This window comes from Mycobacterium sp. SMC-17, assembly GCF_045310915.1.
GTDB lineage: Bacteria > Actinomycetota > Actinomycetes > Mycobacteriales > Mycobacteriaceae > Mycobacterium.
The window spans coordinates 1-16,933 of the sequence record NZ_JBJIAK010000001.1 but is presented as its reverse complement, the minus strand read 5'-3'; the positions used below and the strand labels follow the sequence as shown (position 1 = coordinate 16,933).

The 16,933-nt window shown below is 68.1% G+C and carries 14 protein-coding genes; 4 read left to right on the top strand and 10 right to left on the bottom strand.

Annotated elements, in window-relative coordinates:
- The first annotated feature begins 597 nt into the window (after nt 1–597).
- Complete coding sequence (locus ACJH7A_RS00070; RefSeq protein WP_318985547.1) at nt 598–1,809, top strand: alkane 1-monooxygenase; 1,212 nt, start codon at nt 598–600, stop codon at nt 1,807–1,809.
- Here ACJH7A_RS00070 and ACJH7A_RS00065 read toward each other — a convergent pair.
- The 5 genes from ACJH7A_RS00065 to ACJH7A_RS00045 form a co-directional block, all read right to left on the bottom strand.
- Complete coding sequence (locus tag ACJH7A_RS00065) at nt 1,806–2,213, bottom strand: DUF2628 domain-containing protein (protein WP_318985548.1); 408 nt, start codon at nt 2,211–2,213, stop codon at nt 1,806–1,808. The two genes, ACJH7A_RS00070 and ACJH7A_RS00065, sit on opposite strands and share 4 nt — an antisense overlap.
- Before the next feature lie 57 nt (nt 2,214–2,270).
- A complete protein-coding gene (locus tag ACJH7A_RS00060) occupies nt 2,271–2,831 on the bottom strand; it encodes a hypothetical protein (protein ID WP_318985549.1) in 561 nt (186 codons plus the stop codon).
- A 177-nt stretch (nt 2,832–3,008) separates the two neighbouring features.
- Nucleotides 3,009–3,647, bottom strand: coding sequence for an NUDIX domain-containing protein (locus ACJH7A_RS00055; protein ID WP_318985550.1), 639 nt, complete (start codon nt 3,645–3,647; stop codon nt 3,009–3,011).
- Complete coding sequence (locus tag ACJH7A_RS00050; protein WP_318985551.1) at nt 3,640–5,178, bottom strand: nicotinate phosphoribosyltransferase; 1,539 nt, start codon at nt 5,176–5,178, stop codon at nt 3,640–3,642. Before ACJH7A_RS00050 ends, ACJH7A_RS00055 begins: the two co-directional genes overlap by 8 nt.
- Before the next feature lie 11 nt (nt 5,179–5,189).
- Entirely contained in the window at nt 5,190–6,038 is an 849-nt protein-coding gene (locus ACJH7A_RS00045) for a phosphoribosyltransferase family protein (protein WP_406784481.1), read from the bottom strand.
- Between the two features lie 72 nt (nt 6,039–6,110).
- Between ACJH7A_RS00045 and ACJH7A_RS00040 the strand changes: the two genes are divergently transcribed.
- Nucleotides 6,111–6,965, top strand: a complete 855-nt coding sequence (locus ACJH7A_RS00040) for a DUF1542 domain-containing protein (RefSeq protein WP_318985553.1) — start codon at nt 6,111–6,113, stop codon at nt 6,963–6,965.
- A gap of 3 nt (nt 6,966–6,968) precedes the next feature.
- On the opposite strand, the gene ACJH7A_RS00035 is transcribed toward ACJH7A_RS00040, so the two are convergent.
- From ACJH7A_RS00035 to ACJH7A_RS00020, 4 genes are all read right to left on the bottom strand, one after another.
- Nucleotides 6,969–7,763, bottom strand: a complete 795-nt coding sequence (locus tag ACJH7A_RS00035; RefSeq protein ID WP_406784482.1) for an Fpg/Nei family DNA glycosylase — start codon at nt 7,761–7,763, stop codon at nt 6,969–6,971.
- A gap of 17 nt (nt 7,764–7,780) precedes the next feature.
- A complete protein-coding gene (locus ACJH7A_RS00030) occupies nt 7,781–8,260 on the bottom strand; it encodes a ribose-5-phosphate isomerase (protein ID WP_036420840.1) in 480 nt (159 codons plus the stop codon).
- Nucleotides 8,261–8,352: 92 nt separating this feature from the next.
- Nucleotides 8,353–10,539 (bottom strand): LpqN/LpqT family lipoprotein, encoded by a 2,187-nt coding sequence (locus tag ACJH7A_RS00025; RefSeq protein WP_406776063.1) that lies wholly within the window; start codon nt 10,537–10,539, stop codon nt 8,353–8,355.
- 194 nt (nt 10,540–10,733) lie between these two features.
- Complete coding sequence (locus ACJH7A_RS00020) at nt 10,734–11,372, bottom strand: DsbA family protein (RefSeq protein ID WP_212812339.1); 639 nt, start codon at nt 11,370–11,372, stop codon at nt 10,734–10,736.
- Nucleotides 11,373–11,474: 102 nt separating this feature from the next.
- Here ACJH7A_RS00020 and pepN point away from each other — a divergent pair, with 102 nt between their 5' ends.
- Nucleotides 11,475–14,075, top strand: a complete 2,601-nt coding sequence (gene pepN, locus ACJH7A_RS00015; RefSeq protein ID WP_346414354.1) for an aminopeptidase N — start codon at nt 11,475–11,477, stop codon at nt 14,073–14,075.
- A 31-nt stretch (nt 14,076–14,106) separates the two neighbouring features.
- On the opposite strand, the gene ACJH7A_RS00010 is transcribed toward pepN, so the two are convergent.
- Nucleotides 14,107–15,729: a GMC oxidoreductase gene (locus tag ACJH7A_RS00010; protein WP_406801244.1), complete on the bottom strand. Its 1,623-nt coding sequence runs from the start codon at nt 15,727–15,729 to the stop codon at nt 14,107–14,109.
- A 495-nt stretch (nt 15,730–16,224) separates the two neighbouring features.
- On the opposite strand from ACJH7A_RS00010, the gene ACJH7A_RS00005 reads away from it, so the two are divergent.
- The gene (locus tag ACJH7A_RS00005; protein ID WP_052583420.1) at nt 16,225–16,926 is read left to right on the top strand and encodes a plasmid pRiA4b ORF-3 family protein; all 702 of its coding nucleotides are present in this window, start codon (nt 16,225–16,227) and stop codon (nt 16,924–16,926) included.
- The last annotated feature ends 7 nt before the right edge of the window (nt 16,927–16,933 follow it).

The window sequence follows — 16,933 nt, the reverse complement described above, 5'->3', positions numbered from 1 at the left end:
ACCGGCCGCCGTACCCCCGACGTACCCCGCACTGTAAAAATCGTCCTACCGCCCGAATCGCGTTGGCGATGTTGCCGACAGACGTCGAATGCAGTGGTCGACGGCAGTTTCTGCGACGATTTTCTGTCGCCCCAACAGCCGCCGCGCGGATCGCTCCGACCCAACCCGGTAGCCACACCAAATTCTTCCAAACTAGCTACGCGGGTTCGATTCCCGTCGCCCGCTCCAGAGGACCGGCCTGACCAGGCCGGTCCTTTTGATTTGGGGCCCGTTTTCTGACGCCGCGCCCCGTGCCCGGACCGCGCCGCCGGGCGGCGGCGCGACAGCGGTGCGCCTGCCGAAAAATGACTTTGCCCGGTAGCGCCTGATATTTATTGACCGAGCGACCAATATATTGCGTCCACACGTGCGGCGATTCCGCCGAATTCTGGGAGTTTCCTGCCAATTCGATGCAAATTGCCGCAATATCGACCGGCACCTGATTTTCCCCTAAAAGCTGCAGCTCAAAGACTTTTTATGGAGGAAATTCAGGACACACTGGCAAATAGTTTTGCCATCCGAGTCGAGACTCGACAGCGGCGGCGGTATAAATGCCCGATGACCGCGTCGATCATCTCTTCGTACCGCCGGAACCGGCGGCCCGTCGACGTGGGTTCAGAGGTTGCTGAGGGCACGTGGCGGGACCCGAAGAGATACCTGTGGCTACTGGTTCCGTCCGCCCCCGGCGCGGTGACGCTGTCCTGGCTCCTGGTGTGGACCACGCGGCTGCACTTCTTCTGGTGGACCGCGCTCTTCGTGATCCTGGTGGCGGGGCCCACCGCCGATCATCTGCTGGGGCGGGAGAAGGGCGATCGTGCGCCCGACCGCATCCTGGCCGAGCTGCAGCAGGACAAGTTCTACCGGTTCGCCACCCACATGTTCCTGCCCACGCAGTACCTCGCTCTGGCTTTCGGCTGCTGGGTGTGGGCCGGCGGCGGGTGGGTCACGTTGACGTTCAGCGACAAGCTGGGGCTGATGGTGGCGGTCGGCCTGTCCGGCGGCATCGCCAACAACGCGGCCCACGAACTGGGCCACCGGCGCGACCGCGCCGAACGGTGGCTGAGCAAGCTGGCGCTCGCCCAGAGTTGGTACGGCCAGTTCTACGTCGAACACAACCGCGGACACCACGTCCGCGTCGCGACGCCGGAGGACCCGGCCAGTGCCCGCTTCGGCGAGAACGTGTACTTCTTCGTCGTGCGCTCGGTCGTCGGCAGCACCCGCTCGGCGTGGCGAATCGAGGCCAAACGTCTTGGCCGCCAAGGCCATTCACGCTGGAGCCTACGCAACGACGTGCTCAACGCATGGTTGTTGAGCCTCATCCTGTTCGCCGGGCTGGCCCTGTGGTTCCGGCCCGTGGTGCTGCCGTGGCTGTTCGGCCAGGCGCTCATCGGCATCTTCCTGCTCGAGGCCATGAACTACCTGTCGCACTACGGACTGCGCCGACAGAAACTGCCGTCGGGTCGCTACGAGCGGCTGCGCCCGTCGCACAGCTGGAACAGCAACACCGTGATCATGAACGTGTTCCTGCTGCATCTGCAGCGGCACTCCGACCACCACATCGACCCGTCACATCGCTACCAGGTGATCCGGCACGCCGAGGATGCGCCGCAGCTGCCGAGCAACTACACCGCGATGCTGGTCCTCAGCCTCGTTCCGGCGTTGTGGCGCCGCGTGATGGATCCGCGCGTCCTTGCCCTCTACGACGGCGATGTCCGGCGCACCGCACTGAGCCCGCGGCAGCTGCAGCGGTTGGCGCTCGACGGCAGCTAGCGCTGCCGGCCGTGCCCCTCGAACAGGTTCCACGACTGGCTCCCCCGCACCACGTGCAGGTAGTACGCGTAGTTCGCGGTCGACATACCGATGGCGGCAAGACCGAATCCGATGGCACGGGCGAGGGAATCCGACACGTTGAGGACGACGAGCACCACCTCCACCGCGACGAAGATCCCGAGCAGCGTCAGCCCCTTGCGCCACATGCCCTTGACGAAGAAGTAGATGGGGCCGAACAGGAAAGCCAGGATGTTCGAGGTTAGCTTCACCCGCTCCAGGAACGTCAGGGCCTTGTAGGCGGCCTTGGACTCCGGCGTCGAGTTCGGCAGACCGTAGGCGTTGAAGAAGTCGAACCGCTTCTGCCACGACGGGGACACCGTGACGCTGGGAAGTTGCTGTGACACTTCACCAACATTAACGGCCGTGCAGTTTTGTTTGTGCGCTCGGGTCTCCCCGCGCGCCTAGCTGCTACCCGGAATCGGCCGCGCCACGCCGTTGGTCGTGCGAATGACGTTGAACTGCGGCGGATTGGCCGGGGCGGGGGCTTCCGAGCTCGCCGTCGCGGTCGCGGTCGCCGACGGTGACGGGGCGGGCGGAGGCGCCGGGGCCGGTGCGCTGGCCGGCGGCGTGTACTGGCGGGCGGGCGGCGTGTAGGTCGTCGGGGCCTGGGTCGTCGCCGTCGAGGGACGGGTCGGTGGCGCGGGCGCGGGGGTCGTGGGCGCGGTCGTCGTCGGCGTGGGGGCCGGTGCAGGCGCAGGTGCCGGGGCCGGTGTGGTGGTCGTCGAGGCCGACGATGTGGCGGCGGGAGCCGACGTGGTCGAGCTGGTGGGGGTGGCCGGGGGCTCAGGCGCTGGCGGGGGGATCTTGAATCCGGCGAGCGATCCGATCCCCAACAGGATCAACAAGATGAGGACAGCACCGCCCCCGATTATCAGCACCTTGCCGGTGTCGGTGGTGAACCAGCCCGTCGGTGCCGATGCGGTGTGAGCGTTTGCCACCGGTTCGGTCTCTGCGTCTGCCATAAGTCGATCTCCTCCCAGCAGGGTGCCGGGAGCGTATCCCGTAAATCAGCAGGTCGCGACTCATAGTGAAGCCATTTTCCCAGGTCGGTGGCGTGTTCACAGGAACGTAACGTGCGCGCCTCGCACCGCGCCGACCCATATGCCCCAGCAATTTGCCAGCGTTTACGCAGTAGACGTTTATCCGGCGACCCGGTACACCGTCACCGGCCGGGTGTGCGCGGGCCGGCTGCCGTCCGGGGTGAACAGCGGCGCCCGTTCCAGCCGGCGCCGCATCGCCGCCAACGGAATCGGCTCGGCTCCCGTGCCGCCGGACAGGTGGAACAGCAGCTCGGTCAGCTCGCAGACCTCACCGGCCGTGCAGCCGGCGCCGAACATCGCCGCGACGGTCGCGGGGTCCGACAACAGTCGCTGCGACACCGTCGCCGCGGTGTCCCTGATCATCGCGTTGTGCCCGAAGGGCAGCGGCGGCACGGGTTCGCCGGTGCGCACCACGAGAACGTCGTCGCCGCCGGGTTGCGCGCGCATCACGTTCACCAGTGACACGGTGTGGCCACGCTCGTCGCGCTGCGGGTCGGACACGACGAGGGCCACCGTCGGCGGTCCCTCGATCGGCTCGGCGCCGGCCCGGTCCCGCAGCGCGCGGTGCGCCGCCGCCGCGACCGTCTCGCCGTTGGCCGCATCGAGCACCACACCGGGCAGCGCCCAGTCACCCTGATGAGGTTGACGCTGCCGACGCGCGAGGATGAGCCCCGGCTCGTCGCCGGGGCTCACCGCGAAAACGTCGACGCTCAGCCAGGTGGCCGGCGACTCAGCCATGACGGGCGTCCTCCTCGCCGGCGGCGTATGCCGCCCACTCACGTCGCACGGTAGCGCGCACCTCCGCGAAGGTCACCGGGTTGACGACGACGCCGTCCTCGAACACCGTCCGCATGGCGTCCGTCGTCTCGACGAGACCGGCCGCGCCCTGCACCAACGTCAGGCGCCCCCGCTCGTCGCGGATCACGGCCAACCGGCCCCGTGCGCTGCGCTTGCCCGGGTCGGTGACCGGCGCCTTGGCGATGTCCCGGCCGCGACCGTCGATCTGCACCCAGGTGGCCTTCATCGCGATGGAGAACGTGTCCCGCGTGACGTATTGGTATGTGTACGAACCGAATCCGAGTACCGGCGTGGTGGACACGTAGCCCTGGGCCGCCAGGTTGGCGGTGATGGCGTCGGCCCGGTCGTGGGTGATCGAGTCGCCGTAGATGACGCCGATGTGCGGATCCAGTTCCCGGTAGCCGGCCGCGTTGACGGTGCCGCCGAACACCTCCCACAGCAGGTTCACCACGCCCTTGTTGGCAGGGCTGCCGGCCGGGGCCTGCGGGTCGCCGCACAGGATGCGTTCGGGGTCACCGCTGTCCGGGCGGATCACCACCTTGCCGTCGCGCGCGATGATCGTGTCTTTCAGCGTGGGCAGGATTCCGGTGCAGACGTGCCACAGGTCCCAGGTGTCGCTGACGATCGACACGATGCCGGTCGGATACAGGTCCAGCAGCCGCGCGAACGTGGCGACTTCGTCGTCCCGGGCGCCCGCGCACATGACGCTGTGCTCGGTGGCCGGCACGCTGCCGCCGATCACGGTGCCCTCGGGCGAGCCCGGGTAGTTCCGGTCGATCCAGCCCAGTGCGGGCAGGCAGTCGGTGCCGGTGAACGCCAACAGGTGCGCGGCACCCGAGGCGGCGGCGGCCGCGCTGCCGGCCATGCCCCGGAAGGAGAAGTCGTGCCCCTGCCAGTCGACGGCGGCCGGGTCGGCGCCGGTGTCGCGCGCGCGGGCGTCCAGCAGTGTCCGGTTGCGCCACGCGGTGGTCGCCGACGTGATGGGCTGCCACAGCGCGGCCGACATCTCGGTCTCGATGTAGTTGGTCAGCCAGAAGAATTCGGGCGCGGTGTTCTCGACGGTCAGGTACGGGACACCGACCGGGACGATGGTGCCCTCCGGCAGCGCGCGCACCCGCAGCGGCAGTCTGCCGTACGCGTGCAGCTGCCGGATGTGTTCGGCGCCAACGTCGTTGGGCCCCAACACCTGGGTGACCCGCTCCACGTAGGCTCGGCACACCTCGTCGATGTCGGCGGCGAAGAATGCGTTCCACCGCTGATTCAGGTCGCGCAGGTACGCCTGCAGGCCGAAGAACGCCGTCCAGCTCACGCCGGGGATGCGGCTGCCGCGGGCCGTCAGGTTGGAGTAGACGTACTCGGTGCCGGCCGGGTACTGGCGCCGGTGGTCCAGCTTGTAGGCGTCGGTGTCCATCAGGACGTCCAGGGCCGCAATGGTTTCCGGCCGGTACGTGGTGGTTGCTTCGATGGTCATTGGGAAAGTCCTCAGGTCAAGGTGGTCAGTGCGCGGACGATGAACGGTTCCAGCGGCTGGACTTGCACACCGTCGGGCGTGGCGCGGGAGTCGGTGCTGGTGACGGAGGCGTAGCCGGCGAGGTTCTCGCGCCAGCGGCCGGTGAAGCAGCCGTGACTGACCCACAGATGCAGGGCCAGCTCGGGCCGGCTTGTCCGGATGGCATCGGCCAGCCCGGCGAAGGTGCCGCCGCCGTCGCAGATGTCGTCGATCACCAGCAGTCGGCCGCGGTCCGGCAGACCTTCGGGAGCGACGAACCCCGACAACTTGCCGTCGGCCGGATTGCGTTGCTTCCCAGCGACATACAGCGGCACGCCCAATCGGGACGCCACCCGGCCGGCGCGGTCGCGGGCCCCCTTGTCGGGTGCGACGACGCCCGCCCAACCCGGGTGGTGCGCGGCGCAGCCCACCAGGTCCACGGCCTCGATGACGGTGACGGCCGCTCCCCCGCGCCGGGCCTCGTCGGCCCAGACCGGTGAGTGCGGGTCCACCGTCACGATGTGCGCCACGCCTGTCGCGGCGGTGAGCCGGGCGGCGACGCGGGCGTCGTCGGTCGGGTCGTGATCACCGCGGGCCGACGGCAGGTACGGCGCCACGAGCACCGGAGCATCGGCCGACCGGTTGCGGTGGAAGGCCGACCACTGCCCGACCGCGGCGTAATCGATTGCACCGCAATGGTTCCAGGCGACGGGGCGCAGGCCCGGGCCGAGCGGTTCCAGTTCACGGACCGCGGTGTCGCCACCGGGATAGCTGGTGACGATTCCGGGTGCGGTCGCCAGCACACCGCGTTCGGTGTCGAAGACGTGGAATGTCAGGTTCATGACGACGACCGTAATAGATATGGACATAGATGTCCATATCTATGTGACGGTGGTCATCGGTAAGCTGCCTCCATGGAGTTCGTGCTCATCCTGATCGTCATCGCGGCCATTGGGTTCTTCCTGTTCAGCAGGCAGAACAAGGCCAACAAGGCTGCCGCGCTGGCCAACGCGAAAGCCGACGCCCGGCGCGTCATCGAGATGCTCGGCGGCCAGGTGTTCAACCTGACCGGCACCGATGACGCCTCACGCCAGGCCCTGGCCGACGCGTCCGAGCGCTACAACGCCGCCGCGTCGCAGATCGAACAGGCCACCACCGCCCAGCAGGCGGCCTTTGCGAAACAGAGCGCGATGGAAGGGCTGTACTACGTACGGGCCGCCCGGACCGCCATGGGCATCGACCCCGGTCCCCCGCTGCAGGAGCTGGCCGGCCAGCGCGGCGCGGGTTCGGTCACCGAGGACCGCCGAATCCAGTTCGACGGCAGGCAGATTCAGGCCTCACCGGGCCCGACGGCCGCCACACCGAATTACTACCCCGGCGGCCGGGTCGCCGGGCGCCCGGTTCCCGAGGGCTGGTACTCCGAGCCGTGGTGGAAGCCGGCGCTGGTCGCCGGGGCGTGGGGTGTGGGTTCGGTGCTGTTGTTCGACGCACTGTTCGACGGCATGCACGGAGTCAGTTACGGCGCATCGGGTTTCGAGTCCGGATACGGCTCGGGATTCGACCAGGGCTACCAGCAGGGCCTCGATCAGAGCCAGTTCGCGGACTCCGGCCAGGGCCAGGACGTCAGCTGGAACGACAACAACGGCGGCTGGGATGCCGGCAGCGGTAGCTGGGACTCCGGGAGCAGCGACTCGGGTAGCAGCTGCGGTGGCGGCGGCAGCAGCTGTGGCGGTGGTTGCGGTGGCGGCTGCGGCGGTGGCGGCGACTAGCCGTCACACCTGACAGTTGGGGCACCAGAACAGGTTTCGCCCCTCCATGACCTCGGTGCGGACGGTGGCGCCGCACACGCGGCACGCCTCCCCCGCCCGTCGGTAGACGTACGTGCGCGGCCGGTCGGCGGCATAGGACGGCGCGCCGTGGTCGTCTTCCGGGCGCACGACGACGATCTTGCCGCGCCGCACCCCGACCTTCATGAGCGCGACCAGATCGGTCCACAGCTCGGCGAATTCGGCCTCGGTCAACTGGGTGCCCGGACGGTGCGGGTCGATCCGGTGCCGGTACAGCACCTCGCTGCGGTAGACGTTGCCGACACCGGCGATCACCGTCTGGTCCATCAGCATCGATCCGATTGACCTGCGGGACTTGCTGATTCGCGCCCAGGCCAATCCCGGGTCGGCGTCGCGACGCAGCGGATCGGCACCGAGCCGGGCCACGACATCGTCGACGCCGCCCTCGTCGATCAGCTCACACACCGTCGGGCCGCGCAGGTCGGTCCCGAATTCGGCCCCGACCATACGCATGCGCACCTGCCCGACGGGCGCCGTCATCGGCAGTGGCTGCTCGGTGAACGTGCCGTACAGCCCGAGGTGGACGTGCACCACCGCACCACCGTCGTAGTGGTGGAACAGATGCTTGCCCCAGGCGTCCGCCTTACGCAGCACCCGGCCGCTGACGGCGGCCGCGGCATCGGCGAACCGGCCCTGCGGACTGCTGACGACCACCGGCGCCCGCCCGAAACGCTGCTGGTGCAGGCGGGCCAGCCGGTGGAGGGTATGCCCCTCCGGCACGAGTCAGGCCTCGGGAATCAGGCGGGAGCGCCCGGAACCTCGGGGGCCACGTGCGTCTTCTCGTACTCGGCCAGGATGTCGATGCGGCGCTGGTGCCGCTCGGCCTGCGACCACTCGGCGGCCAGGAAGGCATCGACGATGGCGAAGGCCTCTTCGGTGCTGTGCATGCGGCCACCGATGCCCATCACCTGCGCGTTGTTGTGCTCGCGGGCCAGCTGCGCGGTCTCGACACTCCACGCCAGCGCACAGCGCACGCCCGGCACCTTGTTGGCCGCGATCTGCTCGCCGTTGCCCGAGCCGCCGATGACGATGCCCAGGCTGCCCGGGTCCTCGACGGTGCGCTTGGCGGCGTCGATGCAGAATGCCGGGTAGTCGTCCTCCGCGTCGTAGGCGAAGGCACCGCAGTCGACGGCCTGGTGGCCGGCCGCGGTCAGATGGTCGAGCAGGGCCTGCTTGAGTTCGTATCCGGCGTGGTCGGCTCCGAGATATACGCGCATGGCGCACATTCTGGCAGAACAGCGGCCCGGGACAGAATCAGTGGCTCGGCCGGCCCACTCGCCGGCTCAGCCGGCCCCACACACTCGCCGGCTCAGCCCGCGGCGATCTTGGTGTCGCGGTCGATGGCCTCGGTGATCTGCTTGATGATCTCGGCCTGATCGGCGACGCCGTCGATGTTGATCTGCATGACGTAGAGCCCGGTGCCGTCCTGGATGACGACGGTGTTCTGGGTGATGAGCTTGGTCACCCCGTTGGAGTTCCAGGAACCGGCGATCTGGAACGACTTGTGGCCGTCGACGGTCCCGGGCGTGCCGGTGTCGGTCGGGGTGAATCCCGGCAGGTTGTTCAGTTCACCCGGCGCGAAGTCGAGGATCTTCTGCGCATCGGCGTTCGGGCCGAGGCGCGAGATCAACGCCGTGGCGCTGGGCCGGTAGTTGCCGGCACTCGGGCCGTTGTAGACGATCGACTGGTAGGCGAAGGCCGGCGTCTGCGGTCCGGCGTCAGCCCAGCCCGGCGGCATGGGCATGGTCACCACCGGTGCGCCGGGTTCGTTGCGGTGCACCAGCGATTCCTGAATGTTGTTGCTCTTCAGGTAGGTCGCGATGGTCTGGTAGTTACCGGGCGTACCCACGAGCACCGGCGGTGCGGGCTTGTGCGACGACGATGGCGTGTTCGCCCCGGAACTCTGGGTGCTGGTTCCCGAGGCGTCCGAGGGCCCACTCGAATCGTCACCGGAATTCAGCAGCACGACACCGATCAGCACCACGATCACGGCGGCGATGGCGCCACCGATCACCCAGATCTTGGTCTTGCCACCCGAGGACTGGCCACGGCCCGGTGGCGTCTTGCCGATGTCGGCCGCGAGTTGCGAGTACGACGGCGGGGGCGGTGCGGTGGGACGGCCGACTCCGGGTGCGGCGTGCGCCGCCGGGTCTGCGGGGATGACCGGCAGGACCACCGTCGGCGACACCGTCTCGTGCGTCGGCCGGACGGGCCGCTGCGGCGGTATGGGCGGTGGCCCAGGCACCGGCTGCCGGTACGGCGGGGCCGACGGCGACGAATCAGGTTCCGGCCGAAACGGTTTCGGGTCGGGCGGCGGCCCGACAGGGCCGCGCTGCGGCACCGGCGGCGGCGTCGGCTCCGAGACCGGGTCGACCGACGGTGGCGACACCGGTGGCACGGGCGGCACGGGCGGTTCCGGAGCCGGCGGCGGCGCGACGGGCTCTGGCGCGACCGGTTCGGGTTCCGGCTCGGGGCCAGGCGCCGGTTCCGGCTCGGGCACGGGTTCGGCCGACACCACCGGCGGCGGGGCGACCGGCGGCGGCGTCACCTCGGGGGCGGACGGCGGCTCGGCGGCCGGTTCCGGGGTCACCACGGGAGTGACGGTCGGCAGCTTCAGTTCCGCGGTGCGCAGGTTCAGCGTGGGTGACTCGGTGACCAGTTCGGCCTGCCGCTCGAAGGCTCGCGCGAACTTGGTGCAGGAGTCGAAGCGGTCCTCGGGCGACTTGCCCATGGCCTTGATCAGCACCTCGTTCAGCGGTTCGAGCCACGGCTTGAGGTCACTTGCCTTGGGCGGTGGCGCGCTGAGGTGCTGGCTGATGACCGCGATCTGGTTGGTGTCCTGGTACGGCGTCTGTCCGGTGAGCAACCGGTAGGCGGTCGCGGCCAGCGCGTACTGGTCGGCGCGGCCGTCGATCTCGCCGCCCATCAGTTGCTCGGGCGCCGAGTAGGAGACGGTGCCGATCGCCAGGTTGGCCGACGTCAGGCCCGTCACCTCACCGATCTGGCGGGCGATGCCGAAGTCGCTCAGCAGGATTCGCCGCTCGTCGGTGTCGATGTTGCTGAGCAGGATGTTGGCCGGCTTGATGTCGCGGTGCAGCAGGCCGCGCTGGTGCGCGTAGTCCAGGGCCGAGCTCATGGCCTTGACGATGTCGACGACGAGCTCCAGCGGCAGGCCGTTCGGGTACTCGTACTTGACCAGCTGGGCGGCATCGGTGCCGTCGACGTAGTCCATGGTGATCCACAGCCGGCTCTCGAACTCGCCGCGGTCGTGCAGGCCGACGATGTGCGGGTGCCACAGACCCGCGGCGATGTTCGCTTCGCGCTCGAAGCGGATGCGGAATTCGTCGTTGGTGGAGGCGGTTTCCCGGAGCACCTTCATGGCGTCGAGGCGGGGCAGCCGGGGGTGCTGGACGAGGTACACATCGCCCATTCCCCCTGAGCCCAGCAACCGGCGCACGGTGTACCCGGCGAAGGTTGCGCCCGTCTCCAGCGACATCAGCGCATCCTACTCAAACCCGCACGTCGAAGGACGAAACTGTCCGTCGGCACGTCGCTCCCCACCAGTTGCATCGTTGTGGCTCATGTTTCGGATGTGTCTGGCCACGGTAACCGCGTCCAGACGTTCCTTGCGGAACGCCGACGAGATTACCCGGGCCGACCCTGGTGAGCGTGACTAGCGGGTGATTGCGGTCAGTCGAATTCGGGCGCCTCGTTGCGGGAGCGCTTGAGCTCCCAGAAGTGCGGGTAGGCGGCGAAAATCACGGACGCGTCCCACAGCTTGCCGGCCTCTTCGCCCCGCGGGATGCGCGACAGCACCGGACCGAAGAAAGCGACGCCGTTGACGTGGATGGTCGGGGTGCCGACATCGGGGCCGACGGCATCCATGCCGGCGTGGTGGCTCTTGCGCAGCGCCTCGTCGTACTTGTCGCTGGTGGCTGCCTCCGCGAGCTCGGCGGGCAGGCCGAGTTCTTCGAGCGACTCGGCGATGACCACGTCGAAATCCTTGTTGCCCTGGTTGTGAATCCGGGTGCCCATCGCGGTGTACAGCGGCGCCAGCACCTCGGAACCGACGGCTTCCTCCGCCGCGATGGCGACGCGGACCGGACCCCAGGCCTTCTTCATCATTTCCTGGTACTGCTCGGGCAGGTCGCGGCCCTCGTTCAGCACCGCCAGGCTCATGACGTGGAACTCGATGTCGATGTCGCGGACCTTTTGGACCTCGAGAATCCAGCGGGAGGTGATCCAGGCCCACGGGCACAGCGGGTCGAACCAGAACCCCGCGACATCTTTCTTGACGGCTGGGTCTTTCGTGGCGGTGGCGTCGGCCATTGCTCGTCCTTACTGAGTCGGTACAGATCTCGTTGCCAACAACTATGCCCGGCGTCCCTATGTTCCCGGTCACGGCAACCGGTTGTCCCCTAAGTTGGTGACGTGGCACTTCCGAACCTGACCCGCGACCAGGCCGCCGAGCGCGCCGCGCTGGTGACCGTTGACAACTACCGCATCGATCTCGACCTCACCGACGGAGCCGGCGCACCGAGCGAGCGCACGTTCCGCTCCGTCACCACGGTGACGTTCAGCGCCCTTCCCGGCGCCAACACCGTCATCGACATCGCGGCCGACTCCATCCGCAGCGCGACCCTCAACGGGCAACCCATCGACGTGTCCGCCTACGACGAATCGACGGGCGTGCCGCTGGCCGGGCTCGCCGAGCAGAACGTCGTCGTGGTCGACGCGGACTGCCGTTACTCCAACACCGGTGAGGGACTGCACCGCTTCGTCGACCCGGTCGACGGTGAGGTCTACCTCTACTCGCAGTTCGAAACCGCTGACGCCAAGCGGATGTTCGCCTGCTTCGACCAGCCGGACCTCAAGGCCACCTTCGACGTGTCGGTGACCGCGCCGGCGCACTGGCAGGTGATCTCCAACGGGGCCGGCACGTCGGCCGGAGCCGCCCCGGCGGCGACATCAGATACGGGGACGGTCCATCGATTCGCCACCACCCCGAAGATGAGCACGTACCTGGCGGCCCTCATCGCCGGCCCGTACGCCCGGTGGGACGACGTCTACAGCGACGAACACGGGGACATTCCGCTGGGCATCTTCTGCCGCGCCTCGCTCGCCGAGTTCATGGACGCCGAGCGGCTGTTCACCGAGACCAAGCAGGGATTCTCCTTCTACCACAACAACTTCGGGACGCCGTACGCGTTCGGCAAGTACGACCAGCTGTTCGTGCCGGAGTTCAACGCGGGCGCCATGGAGAACGCCGGCGCCGTGACGTTCCTCGAGGACTACGTCTTCCGGTCCAAGGTCACGCGCTACTCGTACGAGCGGCGTGCCGAGACCGTGCTGCACGAGATGGCCCACATGTGGTTCGGCGACCTGGTCACCATGCGGTGGTGGGATGACCTGTGGCTCAACGAGTCCTTCGCCACCTTCGCCTCGGTGCTGTGCCAGGCCGAGGCCACCGAGTACAAGCAGGCCTGGACCACCTTCGCGAATGTGGAGAAGTCCTGGGCCTACCGGCAGGACCAACTGCCGTCGACCCACCCGGTGGCCGCGGACATCCCCGACCTGGCCGCGGTCGAGGTGAACTTCGACGGCATCACCTACGCCAAGGGCGCCAGCGTGCTCAAGCAGCTGGTTGCCTATGTCGGGCTGGAGCCGTTCCTGTCGGGCCTGCGCGACTACTTCCACGACCACGCGTACGACAACGCCACATTCGCCGATCTGCTCGGCGCGCTGGAGAAGTCGTCGGGCCGGGACCTGTCGGACTGGGGCCAGCAGTGGCTCAAGACCACGGGCCTGAACACGCTGCGGGCCGATTTCGACGTCGACGGCGCCGGGGCGTTCACGCGGTTCGCCATCACCCAGAGCGGCGCGGCGCCCGGTGCCGGCGAGACGCGCGTGCACCGGCTCGCGGTGGGCATCTACGACGACGACGGCTCCGGCAAGCTGGTCCGGGTGCACCGCGAGGAGCTCGACGTCGAGGGCCCGGTGACGGATGTTCCTGCCCTGGTGGGGGTTTCGCGCGGCAAGCTGGTCCTGGTCAACGACGACGACCTGACCTACTGCTCGATGCGGCTCGATCCCGCGTCGTTGCAGACGGTGCTGAGCCGGATCGCCGACATCGACGACCCGCTCCCCCGGACCCTGGCATGGTCGGCGGCGTGGGAGATGACGCGCGAGGCCGAGATGAAGGCCCGCGAGTTCGTCGCCCTCGTGATGAGCGGGCTGCACGCCGAGTCCGAGGTGGGCGTCGCTCAGCGGCTGGTGCTGCAGGCGCAGACGGCGCTGACCTCCTACGCCGATCCGGCGTGGGCGGCCGAAATCGGTTGGCCCGCTTTCGGTGATGCCCTGCTGGACCTGGCGCGGGATTCGTCGCCGGGATCGGACCACCAGCTGGCGTACATCAACGCGCTGTGCACGTCGGTGCTGGCGCCGAACCACATCGCGGTGCTGTCGACGCTGTTGGACAACGAGCCCGCCGCGGTCAACATGACGGGGCTGGTGATCGACACCGATCTGCGCTGGCGCATCGTGACGGCGCTCGCGCGTGCCGGCGTCATCGACGCGGACGGCACGCAGACGCCGTTCATCGACGCCGAGGCCGAGCAGGATCCGACGGCCGCCGGCCGGCGCAGTGCCGCTGCCGCCGCCGCCGCGCGCCCGCAGGCCGCGGTGAAAGAGGCTGCGTGGCAACAGGTCATCGAGGACGACACCCTGGCGAACATCACCACGCGCGCCATCGTCGGCGGTCTGGTCCAGCCGGGCCAGACCGAGCTGCTGGACCCGTTCCGGGACCGCTACTTCGCGGCGATCTCCGGGGTGTGGGAGCGGCGCTCGAGTGAGGTGGCCCAGACCGTGGTCATCGGCCTGTACCCGTCGTGGGACATCAGCCAGGCCGGCCTCGACGCCGCCGACCGGTACCTGTCCGATCCGGAGATTCCGCCGGCCCTGCGCCGCCTGGTGCTGGAAGGCCGTGCGGGAGTGGAGCGTTCGCTGCGCGCCCGTGCCTTCGACGTGAGCTGACGCGACTGCATGGGCCGCACCTGGCCACCGGCTAGGTGCGGCCCTGCAGGATGCCCTCGATGTTGCGCTCAGCGAGCGCGGTGATGGTCATGTACGGGTTGCAGCCGAGGTGCCCGGGCATCAGCGACGCATCGTTGACGAACAGGTTGCGGTGGCCGTTCACCCGCCCGAACGCGTCTGTGGCCTTGCCCCGGACGCATCCACCCAGTGGGTGAACGGTGTTGGGCGCAAACACTTTTCCGCTGAACAGGTCGTTGCGGTAGTCGACCTTGTTGGCCTTCAGGATCTTGTCGAAGACCTGCTTCGCCCTGGCCTCGTTGTTCGCCGCGAAGGCATCGGTCCACTGGATCGTCGCGGTGTCGGACTGGCGGTCGTAGGTGATGTCGGCCCGGTCCCCGGTGTCGACCATGACGTAGTACCCGAGCAGGTAGGTCTCCACCGGCAGCGGCATGGAGAACATGCTGGCGTACACCGGATTGTCCGGGTCGTCGCGGCCGTCGATGTTGATCATGCCCATCAGGGACTGGGTGGTGCCGGCCGGATCGCTCTTGGCCAGGTTGTGCCCGACCATCACGTCACCGTTGTTGCCGTAGCCCTTACCGATCTGATCATTGAGGTGGGCCAGGTCCCCGGTCTCGCGCGCCTTCAGCAGCAGCTTGGTGGTGCCGAGCACACCGGCCGCCAGATACAGCTGGTCACAACCGAATTCGGCCTTCGACAGCTCCTTGCCCCAGCGGTCGATCTCGCGGGTGGACACCACGAACTCACCCGAACGCTCCTGACGGATCGAGATGACCTCGGTCAGCGGGCGCAGCGTGACGTGGCCGGTCTTGAGCGCGTCGGCAAGGTAGGTCTGGTCGACGCTGCCGAACCGGCCGTAGTTGTTGCCGAACTGCTGCTCGAACGCCAGCGACGATTGCGGCACCTGGCCGGCCGCCTCTTTGACCAGGTAGTCGAACGAGTACGAGCTGCCGTTGTAGTCGACCTTGTAGCCGGCCGCCGCCGCGTACTTGCGGCCCGCGCGGGCGTACTGGAAGCACGGGGTCTGCTCGAACCAGGCCATGTCGCGGTAACTGATCTTCAGCGACGTCTTGGCGCGTTCGACATAGGTGCGCAGGAACTCGTCGGCGCCGATGTCGGGGAACGCCTTGTCGATCTGGCGCGGCGTCGGGATGGCGGCGATGCCCGCGTTGACCATCGAGCCACCACCGACGGCCAGGCCCCGGAAGACGTCGTGGGCACCGTGCGTCACCTTCTGACAGATGCCGGCCTGGATCGGCTGGGGCGACGGCGCGTGCTCGGCCACCTGCTCGACGGTGAAGCCACCGAAGGAGGTGACCAGGCTCGGCGGAATCTTCGAGAACCAGCCGGCGCGGGTGTCGGCGGGCAGCATCTTGGAGAAGCGCTTGCCGTCGTCGTCGGGCTTGTCCCAGAGCCGGCCCTGTTCGATGACCAGTGTCTCGATACCGGCCTGTCCCAGCCGCAGCGCGGAGACTCCTCCGCCGTAGCCGCTGCCGATGACGATGGCCGAAAAATGCTTGCGGGACTCCGTACGGTCGCGTGATCGTTCGACGAGGGCCCCGATTCCCGCCGCCCCGGCGACGCCCACCACCGCCGCACCGCCGAGGAACTGGCGCCGGCTGATGGGGCTCATCGGTGACCTGCCGCGGCCGCGCCCCAGCACCGGATGTGTCGATGCCGGCCGTGCATCACTGCCAAGATCGTCCTTCCGCCTAACCGCCAGCTAACCCGAAGCCAGTCGCCTGCCGGCCTCCGAATAACGGATTCATCTCAAAAATTACACGATGGCGCGGAGTTTCCGCCGCCGTGCGGGATCCGGCCGCCAGCGCGTCGTCCGCCCCGCCCGACGCCCGGTATGTCGTACGTCACCCATATCGGTGTATGGCACTCTACCTGCAAGTTTGGTGGCGACGGCGCCGAACGGACCACGGCTGCCCAACCGCCGGGACCGAGGCCGGGCGACCATCCCGAATACCCCCGCGCGCTGACGGCTCAAACAATTTGCTGGATAACGGGCTCTTCATGATTGAGGGTGTAGAACGGTCAGCTGCTGTCGGCCTGTGATTGGGGTGTCTGGTTGGCTGGGTGTGTGCCGGAGGAGAAGCGGAAGAGTAAGAGGAAGAGCGCGGTGTCCGGGGGTGGTGTGGACCTGTCGATGCTGCAACAGCTGATGGCCGATGCTGGCCGGGATTTGTTCGCGGGAGTGTTCGATGAACCGACACCCGAGGTGGGAGCTGTGCCGGAGCGTGTGCGGGGTTTCCGGGTGCGGGTCGACCTGATGTACGCCAAGCCGCCGATCTGGCGTCGTCTGGTCCTGCCGGGTGACCTCGTGCTCGATGAGCTGCATGACGTGCTGCAGGTTGCGATGGGCTGGCAGGACGGTCATCTGCATAAGTTCGGTGTCGGGGCGGACCGGCGTACCCGTGTCTACTTCGTCACCAGATTTGATCTCAGCGAAGGCGACGACGGTCTCGTCGAGGACGGTGTGCGCCTGGATCAGGTGGTCTCCGGTAAGGGCGACCGGTTGTTCTATGACTACGACTTCGGCGACGGATGGGAGCACGTGCTGGTGGTCGAAGACGTTCTCGATGATCCACCTTCGGCTCCGGTGTGCCTGGCGGGCAAGATGGCCTGCCCGCCGGAGGATTGTGGTGGCTTGGGCGGCTATGAGGAATTGGCTGCGTGGGTTCGTGGCGGGTACGACCCGCGGGCAACACCGATGGGGCTGGGTGCGCAGGAGATGCGCGACTGGCTGCCCCGAGGCTGGCACCCCGATCGTTTCTCGGTGACCGAGACCAATGACGCTCTGGCCGCGTCGAATATGCGTTGAGGACTCT